The sequence below is a fragment of the Gracilibacillus sp. Marseille-QA3620 genome, assembly GCF_054950035.1.
Genome location: NZ_CM143102.1, coordinates 2,253,670 through 2,271,084, shown reverse-complemented (window position 1 = coordinate 2,271,084; position 17,415 = coordinate 2,253,670). Strand labels below are relative to the sequence as shown.

14 protein-coding genes are annotated in these 17,415 nt (G+C 42.2%); 10 read left to right on the top strand and 4 right to left on the bottom strand.

All coding sequences use genetic code 11. The features are described 5' to 3' along the window. Window positions 1-10 precede the first annotated feature (10 nt). The 3 genes from ACY8DX_RS11485 to ACY8DX_RS11475 all read left to right on the top strand — a co-directional run bounded on the left by ACY8DX_RS11485 (window position 11) and on the right by ACY8DX_RS11475 (window position 2,215). A complete protein-coding gene (locus ACY8DX_RS11485; protein WP_049670801.1) occupies window positions 11-472 on the top strand; it encodes a MarR family winged helix-turn-helix transcriptional regulator in 462 nt (153 codons plus the stop codon). 40 nt (window positions 473-512) lie between these two features. After that, the gene (locus tag ACY8DX_RS11480; protein WP_049670802.1) at window positions 513-1,379 is read left to right on the top strand and encodes a YitT family protein; all 867 of its coding nucleotides are present in this window, start codon (window positions 513-515) and stop codon (window positions 1,377-1,379) included. Between the two features lie 125 nt (window positions 1,380-1,504). Further along, a complete protein-coding gene (locus ACY8DX_RS11475) occupies window positions 1,505-2,215 on the top strand; it encodes a gamma-glutamyl-gamma-aminobutyrate hydrolase family protein (protein WP_049670803.1) in 711 nt (236 codons plus the stop codon). 47 nt (window positions 2,216-2,262) lie between these two features. On the opposite strand, the gene ACY8DX_RS11470 is transcribed toward ACY8DX_RS11475, so the two are convergent. Next, a complete protein-coding gene (locus tag ACY8DX_RS11470; protein WP_462405182.1) occupies window positions 2,263-2,751 on the bottom strand; it encodes an NUDIX hydrolase in 489 nt (162 codons plus the stop codon). A 117-nt stretch (window positions 2,752-2,868) separates the two neighbouring features. Between ACY8DX_RS11470 and ACY8DX_RS11465 the strand changes: the two genes are divergently transcribed. Both ACY8DX_RS11465 and ACY8DX_RS11460 read left to right on the top strand, forming a co-directional pair. Then, on the top strand, window positions 2,869-3,339 hold the full coding sequence (locus ACY8DX_RS11465) for an acyl-CoA thioesterase (protein ID WP_049670805.1): 471 nt from the start codon (window positions 2,869-2,871) through the stop codon (window positions 3,337-3,339). Between the two features lie 68 nt (window positions 3,340-3,407). Further along, window positions 3,408-3,692, top strand: a complete 285-nt coding sequence (locus ACY8DX_RS11460) for a PTS lactose/cellobiose transporter subunit IIA (protein WP_049670806.1) — start codon at window positions 3,408-3,410, stop codon at window positions 3,690-3,692. Here ACY8DX_RS11460 and ACY8DX_RS11455 read toward each other — a convergent pair. Further along, complete coding sequence (locus ACY8DX_RS11455; RefSeq protein WP_462405181.1) at window positions 3,687-3,956, bottom strand: small, acid-soluble spore protein, alpha/beta type; 270 nt, start codon at window positions 3,954-3,956, stop codon at window positions 3,687-3,689. The genes ACY8DX_RS11460 and ACY8DX_RS11455 overlap by 6 nt on opposite strands. A gap of 122 nt (window positions 3,957-4,078) precedes the next feature. On the opposite strand from ACY8DX_RS11455, the gene ACY8DX_RS11450 reads away from it, so the two are divergent. Beyond that, window positions 4,079-4,837 carry an exodeoxyribonuclease III gene (locus tag ACY8DX_RS11450; RefSeq protein ID WP_462405180.1) on the top strand — a complete coding sequence of 253 codons (759 nt, stop codon included), beginning with the start codon at window positions 4,079-4,081 and terminating at the stop codon, window positions 4,835-4,837. Between the two features lie 237 nt (window positions 4,838-5,074). Here the strand turns inward: ACY8DX_RS11450 and ACY8DX_RS11445 are convergent, their stop codons facing one another. Further along, a complete protein-coding gene (locus tag ACY8DX_RS11445; protein WP_462405179.1) occupies window positions 5,075-6,364 on the bottom strand; it encodes an MFS transporter in 1,290 nt (429 codons plus the stop codon). A 13-nt stretch (window positions 6,365-6,377) separates the two neighbouring features. Further along, window positions 6,378-7,685 (bottom strand): alkaline phosphatase family protein, encoded by a 1,308-nt coding sequence (locus ACY8DX_RS11440; RefSeq protein ID WP_462406931.1) that lies wholly within the window; start codon window positions 7,683-7,685, stop codon window positions 6,378-6,380. A 261-nt stretch (window positions 7,686-7,946) separates the two neighbouring features. Here ACY8DX_RS11440 and ACY8DX_RS11435 point away from each other — a divergent pair, with 261 nt between their 5' ends. The 4 genes from ACY8DX_RS11435 to ACY8DX_RS11420 all read left to right on the top strand — a co-directional run bounded on the left by ACY8DX_RS11435 (window position 7,947) and on the right by ACY8DX_RS11420 (window position 17,406). After that, complete coding sequence (locus tag ACY8DX_RS11435) at window positions 7,947-8,765, top strand: pyruvate, water dikinase regulatory protein (RefSeq protein ID WP_049670811.1); 819 nt, start codon at window positions 7,947-7,949, stop codon at window positions 8,763-8,765. Further along, the gene (gene ppdK, locus ACY8DX_RS11430) at window positions 8,765-11,428 is read left to right on the top strand and encodes a pyruvate, phosphate dikinase (RefSeq protein WP_462405178.1); all 2,664 of its coding nucleotides are present in this window, start codon (window positions 8,765-8,767) and stop codon (window positions 11,426-11,428) included. Before ACY8DX_RS11435 ends, ppdK begins: the two co-directional genes overlap by 1 nt. Before the next feature lie 238 nt (window positions 11,429-11,666). After that, entirely contained in the window at window positions 11,667-13,820 is a 2,154-nt protein-coding gene (locus tag ACY8DX_RS11425; RefSeq protein ID WP_462405177.1) for an ATP-dependent Clp protease ATP-binding subunit, read from the top strand. A 157-nt stretch (window positions 13,821-13,977) separates the two neighbouring features. Further along, window positions 13,978-17,406: a S8 family serine peptidase gene (locus ACY8DX_RS11420; RefSeq protein WP_462405176.1), complete on the top strand. Its 3,429-nt coding sequence runs from the start codon at window positions 13,978-13,980 to the stop codon at window positions 17,404-17,406. The last annotated feature ends 9 nt before the right edge of the window (window positions 17,407-17,415 follow it).

Sequence of the window (17,415 nt, the reverse complement as noted above, 5' to 3'; positions counted from 1 at the left end):
GAAAAATTTCATGAATGCGAGGGTCAATGGCTTGAATAATCAAGAGGTTATCCTGAATCAAATGGAAGAATGGCTTATACCGGTTATAAAAGGTTTGATATCTGAGCTGAATGAATTAAGGGAGCTGGGGATTACAGGCTCGCAATTTCACCTCCTAAGTAAGATTCAAAAGGAAAAAGTGACTAATGTGAAGAATTTAGCCGAAGAATTGGATGTGAAATCAAGTGCCATTACAGTGATGCTTGAGAGGCTTGTACAGAATGATCTTGTTTCGAGAGTTCAAGATGAGAAGGATCGCCGTTCAGTATTGGTGAGATTAACTGATGAAGGTGAGGAAGTCTTGAAAAAGGGCAAAATTCATTCGAAAGAGGTCCTGCTGAAATATGCCAGCTTGCTTGATGATGATGAACTAAGGGTTATTTACAGAGTGCTGAGAAAGTTAGCGGTTTATCAAACCGCTGAAAAGAAGTAGAAAGAAATCTATTTATATTATTTAGAAAAGAGGGAGAACCTTGTCCAAAAAACACAAAAGGGCTCCACTGTGGAGGCTGTTATTAAGATTCCTGTTCATAACATTCGGTGCCGTTCTTATGGCGGTATCGCTTGAATATTTCCTCGTTCCAAATAGCGTCGTTGATGGCGGGATAACCGGTATATCCATTATCCTCTCTGAATTGACGAAGGTTCAGCTTGGTATTTTCATCTTTGTGATTAACCTGCCGTTCTTATTTTTAGGGTATAAGCAAATCGGAAAAACATTTGCCTTTTCTACCGCATATGGAATCCTCGTGCTTTCTGTGAGTACGGCTCTTTTCCACCATGCGGAACCTTTTACAGATGAGAAAATCCTCGCTGTTCTATTTGGGGGCTTAATATTAGGTCTTGGCGTCGGGATTGTTATCCGTGCCGGGGGATCACTGGATGGAACCGAGATTGTTGCCATTCTTGTCTCAAAGAAATTGCGTCTGCCAGTCGGACAGATCATTATGTTTATTAACTTCTTTATCTTCCTAATTGCGGGATTTGTGTATGGCTGGGATTCTGCCATGTATTCTATGTTTACCTATTATATAGCCGCAAAGTTAATGGATATTGTTGTGGAGGGCTTGAACGAATCTCGTTCCGTTACCATTATCTCGAAGGAATTTGAAGAGATATCTCAGGCCATTCAGGATCGTCTTGGCAGGTCCACGACCTTTATTTATGCAAAAGGCGGATATTTGCATGAGGATACTCAAATGATTTACTGTGTACTGACAAGATTAGAGTTAACGAAACTGAAGGATATTGTTAATGATATTGATGAAAATGCCTTTATTGCTATTGAAAATGTAACGGATGTGATGGGCGGCAATTTCGAGAAGAAGAATATTCATTAATGTATATGACTATATAGTCTGAAAAAGATTCATAGGAAGGCAGATGCCTTTTTATGAATCTTTTTTCATAGGAAGATTATTTCACCAAAAAAGGGGGAATATCCGATTATTAGGAGGTAATATTGATGAAAGATAAACCTATAATCGGATTAACCAGTAATTTATATGAAATAGAAGGAATTGAAAGCACCATCATTTATTTACAGTATTCAGAGGCTGTGAAAAAGGCCGGAGGAATCCCAATTATCTTTCCACTAGGGAATGAGGAACTGGCCAAGACCTGGATTTCCATGGTCGATGGTGTCTTATTGACGGGCGGTATCGATATTCATCCGAAGTTTTACGGGGAGGAGCCGAGTGAAGATCTTGGCGTGACAGATGAGCGGCTCGATGAGTCAGACTTTGCCATCATTAAGGAGGCAAGGAAGCATAAAAAGCCTCTCTTTGGCATTTGCCGAGGATCCCATTTAATCAATGTGGCTTTGGGCGGCACCTTACACCAGCATCTTGATGAAGAGGATCCAATTCGTAATCTCGATCACTTAACAGATGTTGAACGGCCTGTGACCGTCCATGAAGTAACCGTCGAAAAGGATACCCGTTTCTATGATATTTTGAAAAAAGATAAAGCAGAGGTAAACAGCTTCCATCACCAAGGAGTGAAAGAACTTGGCGGTGGGTTGCGATGCGCAGCTAAAGCGGAGGATGGCTTAATTGAGGCATTTGAAGGAAAAGCTGAGCCGATTATCGGCACTCAATTCCATCCAGAGGAACTGAGTGAGCATGATTTCAGTATGGAGAGATTACTGAAATATTTCGTGTCCATGTGTAAATAATAATAGATTTGCACGACAAAGCCGGGAGAGTACTATGTACTCTCGGCCTATTCGTGCTCATCAAGGCATGTATATTCATAGTCTGTTAATTTTCTTTGACGAATCGTACAGATATGCTTTAGCGGCTTTGAATGATCTAGCAGATTAGGTAAATAGTGAGGAATCATTTCTCCCGTCCCTAAGTTATCAGAGTTTAACAGCCAAGAGATCTTTTTCCAATCGAGAATCCCTTCTGATGTCTTTCTCGGCGTTTCATAGGTAAAGTCATTCGGCATTTCTGCTAAATAAACATATAGCCCTCCATGAACCTCCTTGTCTGAATTCCATGTGACGATACCCTTAAATGCAATTTCATTTGCTGATAAAACAATTCCTGTTTCCTCTTCAACTTCTCTAATCGCACAATCAAGTGGTAGTTCGTTTTCCCTCCTTTTCCCTGCAACCCCGTTCCAAAGCCCTTGCACAGGTGCATAATCCCTGTTCAGCATCAAGATTTCGTCCTTCCTTCTCAAGAAACATACTACTTGTTTGTACATGAAATATCCCCTTCGTTTACAAATATACGTAATGATCGGATTGAACTAAATGGAAGTCTCCATGAAAATATAGTAAATTAAAGAGGAAGATATTATCAAACAGGAGACTAGAACTTTATGCATAATGAAGCTAAGAAAGTGAAAGATTCTTTAACGTATTTAACTGATTTGATCCTGCCTGCTGACACGAATCATTATGGGACCGTGTTTGGTGGTAAGGTAATGGCTTATGTCGATAAAATAGCCGGTATTGCGGCGATGAGACATTGCCGGAAGCCCGTTGTAACGGCATCAGGAGATTCGCTTGATTTTCATGCTCCCATTAAGTCAGGAGAAGCCATTAATCTTGAGGCTTTTGTCACATGGGCTCATAAAACATCAATGGTCGTTTATGTGAGGGTGGAAGGAGAGAATTTGATGACAGGAGAGCGCAGACTCACCTCAGAAGCCTATTTAACGATGATTGCAGTCGATGAAGATGGGAGACCATCACCTGTACCAGCTGTCATTCCAGAAACAGATCAGGAAATCAAATTGTATAAACGTGCCGAAGAACGGTATTTTGAACGGAAAAATCAATTAAAATAGACAGGTTTGCTTCTAATATGGGCTCTTTCATCATACATGTTAGTAATGAATGATGAGGGGGATTCGCTATGCAAGGAGAAGAAAAATTGATCAAAGCCTTGTACTTATGCGGGGAAGACTGCAGCAGTACAGCCATAGAAGCATTTGCCGCAGCCAATGCAGGTGAAATAGAGCTTGCCCATAAGAAATTGAAGGAGGCGGATGACTCGTATAATTGTGGACGAGCCATCCAATTATCCATCATCAAGGATACAGATGGAAAGGGATACCGTGAAAAGGTTCTTGCTGAAAATTATTTGCTGCTTGCTATGAACATGAATAATATGGTACGGGAATATGTGAGAAGCCTATGATTTAGGATGCGCCGAATTAGATTTCAACTGCTCCATTGCCATTCTCGTTAATTCCTTCACCATTCCGCCTCCTAAGGCGCCTCCAATCCTGCCAGCATTTTCAGCCGTAATCTTCCCGTTGTAGCCATGTGACAGCGGGATGTTTTTTTCTTTTGCCACTTCATATTTTGCTTGATTAGGATCATCTGTATGGGCAATTTTTGCTTTTAGCCGGTCAAGTGCCTCTCTTGATTCAGGGACCATGATTTTCGTTTTTCTTCCCATTTATTCATCCCTCCTTTTAATGACTAAGGTATCCAGAAAGCGCTAAATTAGTCTTGTCTGGTATAATGAATCATGTCGTGTTATGAACAGAAGAGAGAAATTATAGGGGGATTAAGAGATAGATGAAATTAGTATCATGGAACGTGAATGGTTTAAGAGCGTGTGTGGGGAAAGGATTTTTAGATGTTTTCGAAACCCTTGATGCAGACGTATTCTGTGTTCAGGAAACAAAGTTGCAGGAGGGACAGATTGCCCTTGAGCTTGAAGGGTATCATCAATATTGGAATTATGCCGTGAAGAAAGGGTATTCCGGTACGGCTGTCTTCACAAAGGAAGAGCCAATATCTGTCTCGTACGGCATTGGAAGGGATGAATATGATGTAGAGGGCAGAGCCATTACGGTCGAATTTAAAGACTATTACCTGGTGAATGTCTATGTGCCAAATTCACAGCGTGACTTAGCAAGACTTGGCTACCGCCTTACCTGGGAGAAGCTCTTGAAGGAGTATTTACTGGGATTAGGTGAGAAGAAGCCGGTTATCCTAACGGGTGATTTAAACGTCGCACATTCGGAAATTGATTTGAAGAATGCGAAATCCAATCGTGGAAATTCAGGATTTACGGATGAAGAAAGACAAAAGATGACGGAGCTGCTTGAGGCAGGCTTTGTGGATTCTTTCCGCCATCTGTATCCAGAGTTGACGGACCATTATACGTGGTGGTCATACATGAGCCGTGTTCGTGAACGCAATATTGGATGGAGAATTGACTACTTCATCGTGCAAAGCTCCATTGCTGACAAGATTACAGAAGCAAGAATTCATTCTGATATCATGGGAAGCGACCATTGCCCTATTTCTTTGGAGATAGATTTATCATAAAAGCTTGAGCCATTTCATTTTACTGAAATGGCTTTTTTTATTGATTGGCTGGGTTTTCATTTGCAGGAGAACACTCAGTTCATGACAGCAATTTTGCATCGCTTGCATAACATTTTTTAGTCTCCAATAGTCATCGACATTATTCTATGCTTGTTCTGTAGACCCAATCCTAATCTGATTTTGTCCACAGTCTAAAGCCGCTTTCAGAGGAAAGCGGCTGCTGTTATTCCATGTTATCTAATGCCCGGGAGGAACGTCCGCCTCAGGTACCGCTGGTGTTTTCGGCTGATGGGCAGGCACTTTAATAAGAATGGCAGCCCCAATGACAAAGAGGATAATGAGACTGAATACACCCATATTCGTTTGACCGGTCAATTGTGTCGTCACACCCATTAGGAATGGACCAGTAATAGCGGCAAACTTCCCGAAAATATTGTAGAAGCCAAAAAACTCATTGGAGGATTCCTTCGGTACTAGTTTGGCAAAATAGGAGCGGCTAAGCGCCTGTATGCCACCCTGTGATGTGCCGACAAGTAAGGCTAAGATCCAGAAATCCAAGGCTGAGTCCATAAAGAAGGCATAGATGCAGATGAATGTATAGATGATAATGCCGAATAAAATCATTATTTTCTCATTGTATTTTCCTGCCAGCCAGCCATAAAGAATTGAAAAAGGCGCGGCCACAACCTGGGTGACAAACAGGACAATCAGAAGGGTGGTTGAGCTTAACCCCATATCTGATCCATAGGCTGTGGACATCGTTAAGATGGTATGGACTCCGTCTATGTAGAAGAAATAGGCAAGCAGAAATAAAAACAAGCTTTTATATGATTGAATATTTTTAAACGTCAAGTACAGGCGTTTGAAACTCGTTCGGACAGGGCTTGGCACTGGGTCAATATAATAGACCTGCTCGATGTTTTTAAGAAAAGGTATCGTAAACAATCCCCACCACAAGGCAGTTATGAAGAAAGCTGCCTGCATGGCAACGGTCAACGAAAGAGGAATCAACTCCATTTGCGCAGACATAATGAGTCCAATACCAATAATAAAAGGAATCGTACTCCCGATATAGCCGGTTGCATACCCATATGCAGATGTTCGGCTCATCCGCTCCTCTGACGTAACATCCACTAAAAAGGCATCATAAAAGATGTTGGCTCCAGCAAAGCCAATGGCCGTTAAGACAAAGCAAATCAATAAGAAAATCCACTGGTCAAATGGTACGAATGCCAGAAGCATCGTAAAGAGAATACCTAATAGAAAGAAGAATGTAAAAAAGCGTTTCTTGAAGCCTTTGAAATCAGCGATGGTTCCAAGCAATGGAGCGAGAATAGAGACAAGGAGAGTGGCAATGGAATTGGCATATCCCCAATAAGCAGTTGAAGAGGAGGCGGCCAGACCAGCCTCTGATGCAGAGGCTTTAAAATAGAGCGGAAAGATAGCTGTCACGACAACAATCGAATAGGCGGAATTGGCCCAGTCATACATCGCCCAGCTTTTCTCCCGCTTCGTTAATTTCTTCATCAGATTCACTCCCTTAATCATTGGTTAAAAGCGCTTGTATGACATGTCCGTCGGTTTTGCCAAGAGTTAAGCCAAGTAAGGCGGCAAGGGTAGGACCGATGTCAACTAAATTCATGGAAGAAACTGTAACACCTTGCTTGATTCCTTTTCCTGCTGCCATAAAAATAGTATGGTAGTGATCCTTTTTTGGCGAATAGCCATGGGTAGCCAATGTATGCTTCTTTTGCTGATCATGCTGATGAATCGGATTGAGGAAATCTCCGGTGGCATCATCGAGAAAATAGAAGCCGCGACTTGCCTCCAGCATAAAGGCACAATTAGGGTCAGCACCCATTGCCTCCGCCTCCTTTCCGGTTAGCACTTCTTCAATCCCATTTGCCGGATTTTGCTGCAATGAATAAAGAAAGGCTTTAACGTGGTCATATAAGGCTTTGTCATTCTTGTCATTCATATAAATATATGCTGAGCCGTCACATGATTTGCCGTATACCTTCCACTTTGTAATCTGGCCGCGTTTATTCACGTAAAGCCAGCCATTTTCCCTCAGAAGTACATTCATATGAATCGCTTTGTTTTCATCTAGTGCGCTATGATCGCCAAGGACAATAATGGTTGTTTCCTCAAAAAGACTCTTCCGCTTTAAGGCATCCATTATCTTGCCTAGCTTGATATCGAGTCGTTTAATCGCATCTATTGCTTCCGCTGAGGAAAAGCCATGATAATGCCGCATAGAGTCTAAATCAGTGAAGTGAACCATCATCAAGGCAGGCTCGTATGTTTCAATTGTATGGACGGCTGAAGCGAGTACGAAATCATCCAGCTCAGGCTGATTCAGTCCATTTCGTATCTGACCAAACCGTTTATTCAGCTCCCATTGATAGGCGGGAGTTCCGCTGAACAAAGAGACAAGCAGCTGGTTTTGCCACCAACGATTTGGAAATATCTCAGGTAAATTATAATCGATACCGGCCCGGCCTGTTACTGGCCAAAGCAGCGCAGCTGTTTTCATGTTTGCCTTTCGCGCTTCATCGTAAAGGGTCGTGCCGCTCACTTTCTTACGGTACCAATTCCAATCAGGAGAATGGCGACCGGGCTGAATGAGCGTATTATTGATAATTTCATGATTCTTTGGATATCTGCCTGTCACAATGGTTGTATGGCACGGATAAGTTAAAGAAGGATAGATGGTTTGTACCTTTGGAGCGATAGATCCCCTGTCCAGTATGTCCTTGAAATGAGGAAGATGGCATAAATAGGGATAATCCAGAGCTGACAAACAATCAAAGGATAGAACAAGCAATCGGTTTGTTTTTCGGTTCATCATAATCTCTCCATTGTCATAAAATTCCTGTATTTCTATTTTACTATGGCTGGAAAGAGTTGTCTGACAAAAGTTTGATTTTTACAAATAATTAATCTTGCGCAAAATATTAGGCAACTAAAGTGCGAATGTTATATACTAAATTCAAATAGTATGGCACAATTATGAGGGAGAGACGTTTATTTGTGCGTTTATCCCTTTAAATTGACAAGCTTCATACATAGAATATGTTATTAAGCTAGAAAGGAGATGAACATAAATTTGGAGAAAAGAGAAGTCGTTTATGTTGTCTCTGATTCCGTTGGAGAAACAGCAGAATTTGTGGTAAAGGCGGTTTCAACGCAATTCAATGGGGGTCATGTGGATATCAGAAGAAACTCATTCGTTCAAAGCGAAGAGGATATTGATGAGATCATTAACATGGCAAGACAGCAGAAATCAATAATTGCTTATACGATTGTTATCCCGTCCTTAAAGGAATATCTGGACCGCCGGGCAGCCTTGGAGAATATCCGGGCAGTTGATTTGCTATACCCATTAATGAATGCTTTTGAAGAGAAATTTCATAAGGAGGCAACCCATCGCTCAGGCTTGATGAGACAGCTTGATGATGACTACTTCCGCAAGGTTGAAGCGGTTGAATTTGCCGTTAAATATGATGATGGAAGAGACCCGAGAGGTGTATTGAATGCCGATATTGTATTAATTGGTGTATCAAGAACCTCAAAGACACCTCTTTCCATGTATCTAGCCCATAAAAGATACAAGGTAGCCAATGTTCCGCTTGTACCTGAGGTAACTCCGCCGGAGGAACTATTTAAGATCAAAAAGAGTAAATGCTTCGGGCTTATTATCACGCCGGACAAGCTCAATGCCATTCGGAAAGAGCGGCTTAAATCTTTAGGGCTTACCTCTCAGGCCAGTTATGCGAGCTATGAGAGAATTCTAGAGGAGCTGGATTATGCCGAGAAAATAATGAAAAGGGTCGGCTGCCCTGTTATTAATGTGTCTAATAAAGCTGTTGAAGAAACAGCCAGTGTCATACTTGATATTTTAAAAAGTGAAAGGAGTTACAAATAATGACCAAATTCGTCTATCTATTCAATGAAGGAAACAGCACTATGAAGGAATTGCTTGGAGGCAAGGGTGCCAACCTGGCAGAAATGACGAACATTGGATTACCCGTACCGTTCGGGTTCACCATCAGCACGGAGGCTTGTAACTCCTATTATGAAAATGATAAAACGATTTCTTCTGAGGTTAAGACACAAATCTTAAAGGCTCTCTCTGAATTAGAGAGCATGACAGGCAAGAAATTAGGCGATCCAGCGAACCCGCTCCTTGTATCCGTTCGTTCTGGGGCTGTTTTTTCCATGCCGGGAATGATGGACACTATTTTGAATTTGGGCATGAATGCGGAAACGGTCGTCGGGATGGCCAAGCTGACGAATAATCCCCGCTTTGCTTATGATTCATACCGCCGCTTCATTCAAATGTTCTCTGATGTTGTTTTAGGCGTTGATACTTTTTATTTTGAACAATATTTGGAGGAAACACGAGAAGAGAAAGGCTATAAGCATGATCCTGAAATGACAGCAGAGGATTGGATGGGAATCATTGAAGGCTACAAAAAAATCGTGCAAAAGCATACGAAGCAGGCCTTCCCGGAAGATCCCGAACAGCAATTATTCCTGGCTGTTAATGCTGTATTCGATTCTTGGAATAATCAGCGGGCGAAAGTGTATAGACGTTTAAACAAGATTCCTGATCATTTGGGGACTGCTGTTAATATTCAAAGTATGGTTTTTGGAAACATGGGCGAAGATTCCGGCACAGGTGTTGCCTTCACACGAAACCCTTCTACAGGTGAGCATATCTTATATGGAGAATATTTAATCAATGCCCAAGGCGAGGATGTCGTGGCAGGAATACGGACACCTGAACCCATTCAGGCGTTGGAAAAGGATATGCCGGCAGTGTTCCAGCAATTCACTGATACATGTAAGAAGCTGGAGAGTCATTATTTGGACATGCAGGATATTGAATTTACGGTTGAACGCGGGAACTTATTCATTTTGCAGACAAGAAATGGGAAGCGGACTGCACAAGCAGCCATCCGCATCGCGGTTGAAATGGAACAAGAAGGAATCATCGATAAAGAGACCGCTCTTTTGCGTGTCGATCCCGAACAGCTTGATCAGCTGCTTCACCGCCGCATAGATGATACCCACGTGCGAAAGCAGCTGGCTAAAGGTCTTCCAGCTTCTCCTGGTGCGGCTACTGGTCAGGTTGTCTTTGATGCAGATGAAGCAGAACTGTTGGCTTCAGAGGGAGTGAAGGTCATTCTCGTCCGTCCGGAAACAACACCAGATGATATTCACGGAATAGTCGCATCCCAGGCGATTGTTACTAGCAGGGGCGGGATGACGAGCCATGCAGCTGTTGTTGCCCGTGGGATGGGAAAAGCCTGCATTTGCGGCTGTGATGCATTGAAGATTGATTTGAAAGAGAAGCAGTTCAAGGTTGGCGAAGTAGTCGTTAAACATAGAGAGATAATTACGATAGACGGTTCAACTGGGGAAATCATGCTTGGTGAAATTCCAATGATTGAGCCTGAACTCTCCGAGGAATTTAAGACCTTATTAAAATGGGCTGATGAATTGAGAGACCTTGGTGTCAGAGCCAATGCTGATAATCCAGAAGATGCAAGAAAGGCACTTGAGTTCGGAGCAGGCGGAATCGGTCTTTGCCGGACGGAGCATATGTTCATGGATGCAAAAAGGGTTCCTTTTGTTCAAAGCATGATCTTGGCAGAAACTTTGCCTGAACGGGAGGAAGCTCTGAGCCATCTCCTTCCGATGCAACAGGAGGATTTTGAAGGGATATTCGAGGCAATGGAGGGAAATCCGGTGACGATTCGTCTGCTTGATCCTCCTCTGCATGAGTTCCTGCCAGACAAGGAAGAATTGCTGGTCGATGTGACAAAGCTGCAAATCTTAGAACCTGACAGCTCAGAATTAGCAGAGAAAGAAGCATTATTAAAGAAAGTCCGCCAATTGGATGAGTTTAATCCAATGCTTGGTCATAGGGGCTGCCGTTTAGGAATGATTCATCCTGAAATCTATGGTATGCAAGCAAAAGCCATATTCTATGCCGTTGCTTCCATCATGAAGAAGGGACTCCCTGTACAACCAGAAATCATGATTCCGCTTGTCGGACATGTGAATGAGCTTAGACAAATGAGACAGCTTGTCATTGATACGGCCCAGGAGGTTGAAAAGGAAACAGGTCTTACATTCACTTATACGGTTGGAACCATGATTGAGATTCCGCGTGCAGCTTTAACAGCGGATGAAATTGCGGAGGAAGCAGATTTCTTCTCATTCGGTACAAATGATTTAACACAGACGACCTTTGGCTACAGCCGTGACGATGCCGAGGGGAAATTCCTGCAGACTTATATAGAAGAAAAGGTATTGCCTGATAACCCATTTGCGGTTCTTGATCAAAACGGGGTTGGCAAATTGGTAGAACTAGGTATCCAATTAGGAAGAAAGGCAAAACCGGAGCTGAAAACCGGTATTTGCGGTGAACACGGAGGAGAGAAGCTTTCCATTGATTTCTGCTATAGGACAGGGCTTGATTATGTGAGCTGCTCACCATACCGTGTACCGCTTGCGAGACTGGCAGCGGCACAGGCGACTATCCGAAATCAACAATCAAAAGAAGCTGTAACGAATTAATGGCATGAGCATGAAAAGCCCTGCAAGGTACATTCCTTGCAGGGTTTTTTTTCAGATGAATGTTAGAAGAAGAAAAACAAGACAAAATACTTGAAAGTCAAAGAAGGTCAGAGTATAATGAAGTCAAAGGTCAAATATAGTCAAAGTCAAACTCGGTATTAATCAGACAAACTTAGACCTTTCACTAAACCAAAAGACGAAATGAATAAAATGAAACGTAATGGAGGAGGAGTCACATATGTTATGTGAAAAATGCCAAAAAAATCAAGCAACTGTTCAAATGCAGCTCCGTATTAATGGTCATCAGGAAAATCACCATTTGTGCTCTTCTTGCTATAAAGAAGAACGACAAAAGCTAGGAACAAAGATGAATGGATTAAATATGAATGCAATGAATCCATTTTCCTTCAACCCATTTTCAAATGATTTCAATCAAGGCGGCTTTCAAATGCCTGGTCAGGAACAGCGAGCACAAGAACCGCCTCAAACCGTTCAAGGCGGCAGAGGAGGGGGATTGCTTGACCAATATGGCCGTAATCTGACACAGAATGCTAAAGCAGGTCTCATTGACCCAGTCATTGGCCGTGATAAAGAAGTAAAGCGTGTCATTGAGATCTTAAATAGACGTACGAAAAATAACCCAGTACTAATTGGTGAGCCTGGTGTAGGTAAAACAGCCATTGCCGAAGGATTGGCACTGAAGATTGCAGAGGGTCATGTGCCGGCAAAATTGAAAACGAAGGAAGTTTATTTATTGGATGTTGCCTCACTCGTCTCCAACACAGGAATCCGCGGACAATTTGAAGAGAGAATGAAACAGCTGATTTCCGAGCTTCAAGCACGAAAGAACATCATCTTATTCATTGATGAAATTCACCAGCTTGTCGGAGCTGGGTCAGCCGAAGGATCCATGGATGCAGGAAATATCCTGAAACCGGCATTGGCCCGCGGTGAAATGCAGCTTGTCGGTGCGACAACATTGAATGAGTATCGTCAAATCGAGAAAGACGGAGCATTAGAGCGTCGTTTCCAGCCAGTGCAGGTTGATGAGCCTACTACCGATGAAGCGCTTCGCATTCTCAAAGGATTAAAGGAACGGTATGAATCCTATCATCATGTGGAATACAAGAACGATGCCCTCGTGGCAGCGGTAGAGCTTTCCCATCGTTATATCCAGGACCGTTTCCTTCCAGATAAGGCCATTGATTTGATGGATGAAGCAGGCTCAAGATTGAACTTGACTATCGAGGGTGTCGAGGAAGAAACCGCTCAAAAACGTTTGGCTGAAATTCACAAAGAAAAAGAAGAAGCACTTCGAAATGAAGCTTATGAACAAGCAGCTAAACTTCGTGATGAAGAAGAAAAATTAGAAAAAATGCTCCAAGATGGGACTGAAGAAAAACCCGTCGTTACCGTCGATCATATCCAAAGTATTATCGAGGAGAAGACCGGTATCCCAGTCGGCAAGCTTCAAGAGGATGAAGCCAAGCGCATGAACAATCTTGAAGCCGAGCTTAAAAAGAAGGTTATTGGTCAAAAAGAAGCCGTCGAGAAAGTGGCAAAAGCCGTTCGCCGCAGCCGTGCAGGCTTGAAAGCAAAGAACAGACCAATCGGCTCCTTCTTATTCGTAGGACCAACTGGCGTAGGGAAAACTGAGCTTTCCAAAGCGTTGGCAGAGGAACTCTTCGGAACAAAAGATTCAATGATTCGTCTCGATATGAGTGAATATATGGAAAAACACAGCGTGTCTAAATTGATTGGTTCTCCTCCAGGCTATGTCGGACACGAAGAAGCCGGTCAATTAACGGAAAAGGTACGTCGTAAACCATATAGCATCATCCTTTTAGATGAAATTGAAAAAGCTCATCCAGATGTAATGCATATGTTCCTGCAAATCCTTGAGGATGGCCGTTTAACAGACAGTCAAGGACATACGGTTAACTTTAAAGATACTGTAATCATCATGACCAGCAATGCCGGCGTGATGGATAAAGTGAATAAGGTAGGATTTGAAGCAGATTCCGTACAGGAGGAAGTCAACATTCTGCAGCAGCTTAGCCAATACTTTAAACCTGAGTTCTTAAACAGGCTCGACAATATCATTCAGTTCGAGTCCTTAAGTAAAGAAGACTTACTTCAAATCGTCGATCTTATGCTTGATGAGCTTGAGGGAATGCTCAAAGAGGAAGGATTAACACTTGAAGTGACAGATGAAGTAAAAGCCAAATTGGCTGAATTAGGATATAATCCAGCATTCGGTGCCCGTCCATTGCGCAGAGTAATCCAAGAAAAATTGGAAGATGCCATTGCAGATTCTATCTTTGACCACCCTGAGGTTAAAGCCTTCAAGGCGGTACTTGAGGATGATACAATCAAAATCATGAAAGCTTAATAAAAAGGATTAACCCCTTGCCATTCTATGGCAAGGTTTTTTTATGTATTGGGATGTAGATATTTGTCGAAATAAAAATGAAACAAATGAAAGGATTTGGTAATGTTGTCACGAATTTGTAATAGGTAAGAAATACAGAAAGAGGAAGGGAGAAACAATGAAGAAGCTAATCGCCGTTATGGCAGCTGGCATGTTAACGTTGTCAGCTGCAGGGGGGACTTATGCGGCAGGTTTTGGGAAATCATCACTTGACCGGTCAGTCCAAGGAAATTTAGAATTGCCGCAGAAGAAAACGGGGCAAAAACATGAGGAGTATTTGCAGGAGGACACACTCATTGTTAAATACTCGGGAAAGATCAGTCACTTATACCGGGCAAAGGATGTCTCTTTTAAAAAGGATTATAGCGCGCTTGGCTACAGTGTCATTAAATTCAAAAAAACAAGTGTGGCACGTGAAGCTCTTGCCAAACTAAGCAAGGCTGGGAATGTGCAGTCTGTCAGTCCAGGAGTGAAATTCAAACTATCTTCGGTCAAGACAGACCCTAAAGTGAGCAAGCAGTACTTCAACAAATTATTAAACCTGCCGGCTGCTCAGAAATTAGCCGGTAAGAATAAAGTATCTGTTGCTGTCATTGATACTGGGATAGATAAAAACCATCCTGAATTAAAGAACAAGATTAAATCAAGCTATAATGCCATCAATCCAATTAATGCGCCGATGGCTGATAACCATGGGACACATGTTGCAGGGATTATTGCAGGGGAGAAGAATAACGGGGTTGGGGGATATGGCATTAATCCACAGTCCGATCTTATTTCCATTGATGTCTTTAACCGTGATTTCTTTACGACGGATTATACGGTTGCTGAAGGAATCCTCCAAGCGATCAAAAAGAAAGTCAAGGTTATCAATATGAGTCTTGGTTCTTATTATAGCTCGCCAATCATGGAGGCCGCTGTAGAAAAAGCTCGGAAGGCTGGAATAGTCATGGTAGCGGCAGCAGGGAATGAAGGTGGGGATTATCCTCAATATCCGGCATCCTATGCAGGAGTTATTAGTGTTGGTGCTGTCGATAAGAATAAAACGTTAACCGCATACTCCTCTTATGGAGTTTCGACTGATTTAGTTGCACCTGGGGATAATATTTATGCTCCGACTTACTCACTCGAGAAGAAATCAACCTTTGAAGCATTGAGCGGAACATCTATGGCAACTCCAATGGTGACAGGAACAGTCTCACTCTTGTTATCAAAATATCCAAGCCTAAACGCTGCACAAGTCGAATATATTCTGAAGAAGACTGCCACAGATCTTGGGGCAAAAGGATTCGATGCCAAGTATGGGTATGGCATGGTCAACCCAGTAGCCGCATTGAAGTTTAAGAAAAAAGATATTCCTTCCCTTTCTGTTGAGGCATGGAATAAAGACACTATCCTGAAGAAGGCCAAAACCTTCAGCGGAGCAAAATACACGTCCAAACGGGTCTTTACAAAGCCATTAGATCAGCATTGGGTCAAGAAAACCGTAAAAAAAGGGGAAACCTATCAAATTAATCTAAAGGAATCAAAGGTGTTTGATTCCCAGCTGTATGTCAATGTTTATTCAAAGGATGGCAAAAAACAAAAGGTAAAGCTAATTAACGATGTAAAGGAAGGAAAGACAGAAGGCTATTATTTCACTGCTCCGTATGACGGGACACTGGCTATTGGGGTCAAGGATATCTCGGGAAACTATGATGTAAAAGGCAGCAAGCTGTCTGAGTATGAATTATCCGTTAAGAAAACAACCCCTAAAGCGGATGAATCAACAATAGACACACCTATCGCAATTGGCAGCTTACCATACAGCACCAAAAATAAAGGTATGTATCTCCTCGGCAAAAACGGAGATGATGATTTCTACCAATTCACAACGGGGAATAAGCCTGAGATGATTAAGCTCGAGCTGGCTGCTCAGCCAGGAAGCGATGTCAGTATTCAAGTGTTCGCAGATTATAAAGAGGAAGAAGAGGAATACGCGGACGGAGCAGGGACAGAAAACGGAACGGAAATGGATGAAGAGGAAGGCGAGTTTGATGGGGAGGATGGGAGCGAGCTCATTCTAGAAATCAATAACGGAGGCATTGGCGAAAGCGAATCAGATGTACTGGAAGCAGACCCGAATACAACCTACACAATCCAGGTATCCAATCGTTATGAATCAATGGCATTTGATTTCTCTTTCATTTTGTTCTCAGATTCTGAGGAGTATGAAGGATCTTCTTCTTTAATTCAAGGCACTGTTCCGCAAAATGCGGATCCATATGAGTTTAAGTTGACAAAGATTTCTATGCCGGCTGATGAAGATGGCATCACGAATATCTTTGAGTTCATTTCGGAGGAAGAATATGAGACTTCTCCTGATGATAGTCTAATCATTGATGTGCTTGATGAGATGGCAAAGCCATATAAACTGACAAACAAGCAATCAGGCTATCTCCAATCCAGGGGTGATACTGATTGGTATCGTTTCACTGCAACAAAGACAGGGGTCTATGCCTTTGATTTTGGCAAGGCTAATCATTTGGCACAGGCCTATCAAATCCGTAAATATCAGGATCAAGATACAGGTAAGAAGCTGAGATATCTTGATATGATTGGATATAACATTGATTTCCTATCTAGTAATCTCTCCAACAAGATGTATTTATCACTAGAGAAAGGTGAGAAGTATTATATAAATCTCACAATGGATGATTGGAACGGACGATACAGCGAAAAGCCGTACTCCTTTACATCCAAGTTCCTGGCGGCTCCTTCCGATAAATATGAGAATAATAATGACATTTCTAAAATCAAGAAGCTGCCGGCTATGAAATTCCAAGGCGATTTCGGCAAAAACTTTGATGAAGAATTCTTCTATTACCAGCCGAAAACATCAGGTGCTTATACGATGACGCTTGACCAATCAAGTCCAAAAACAAAGGGACTCCCAAAACAAATTAAAAGTCCTGTCGATGCCTATATTTTGATTTACGAAGATAAAAATAAAAATAAAAAACTGGACTATAAAGAACAGGAATCCCCGAATATCATTCCATATGGAATGGGGTCTCAATACCTTGATAAGAACAAGACGTATTTCATCCATATTGCAGCTGACTACTACTACGTGCCGTTTAGCTTAATCCAATATACATTTGAGATGAAGCTGTTAAATCATAAGGATGAGGATGCAGGTTCGGTGATTAAAAAGAATGTTCCATCCAAGCCAATAAGCATGAAAAACACATCCTCCGGCAGATGGGAAAAATCAGGACGAATCAATATTTATAATCAGAAGAAGGCGGATGAGGATTGGTATAAGATTAATTTCACCAAGAATTTCGAAGGCCAGATTCTTTTAGAGGGTGGCAAGGAGCTTGATGGTAAGATTGAAGTCTATCAAAAGGGCAAAAAGGTAGCGGGCTCTGATCGCTATGGCCAAAATGATACGGAAACCCTGCCAGTCAAACTGAAAAAAGGCACCTATTATATTAAAGTCACAGATGCCTATGGAGCTGCCTCTATCACTCCATACACCTTAAAGGTGAAGAAAACAAAGTAGGGGATATCG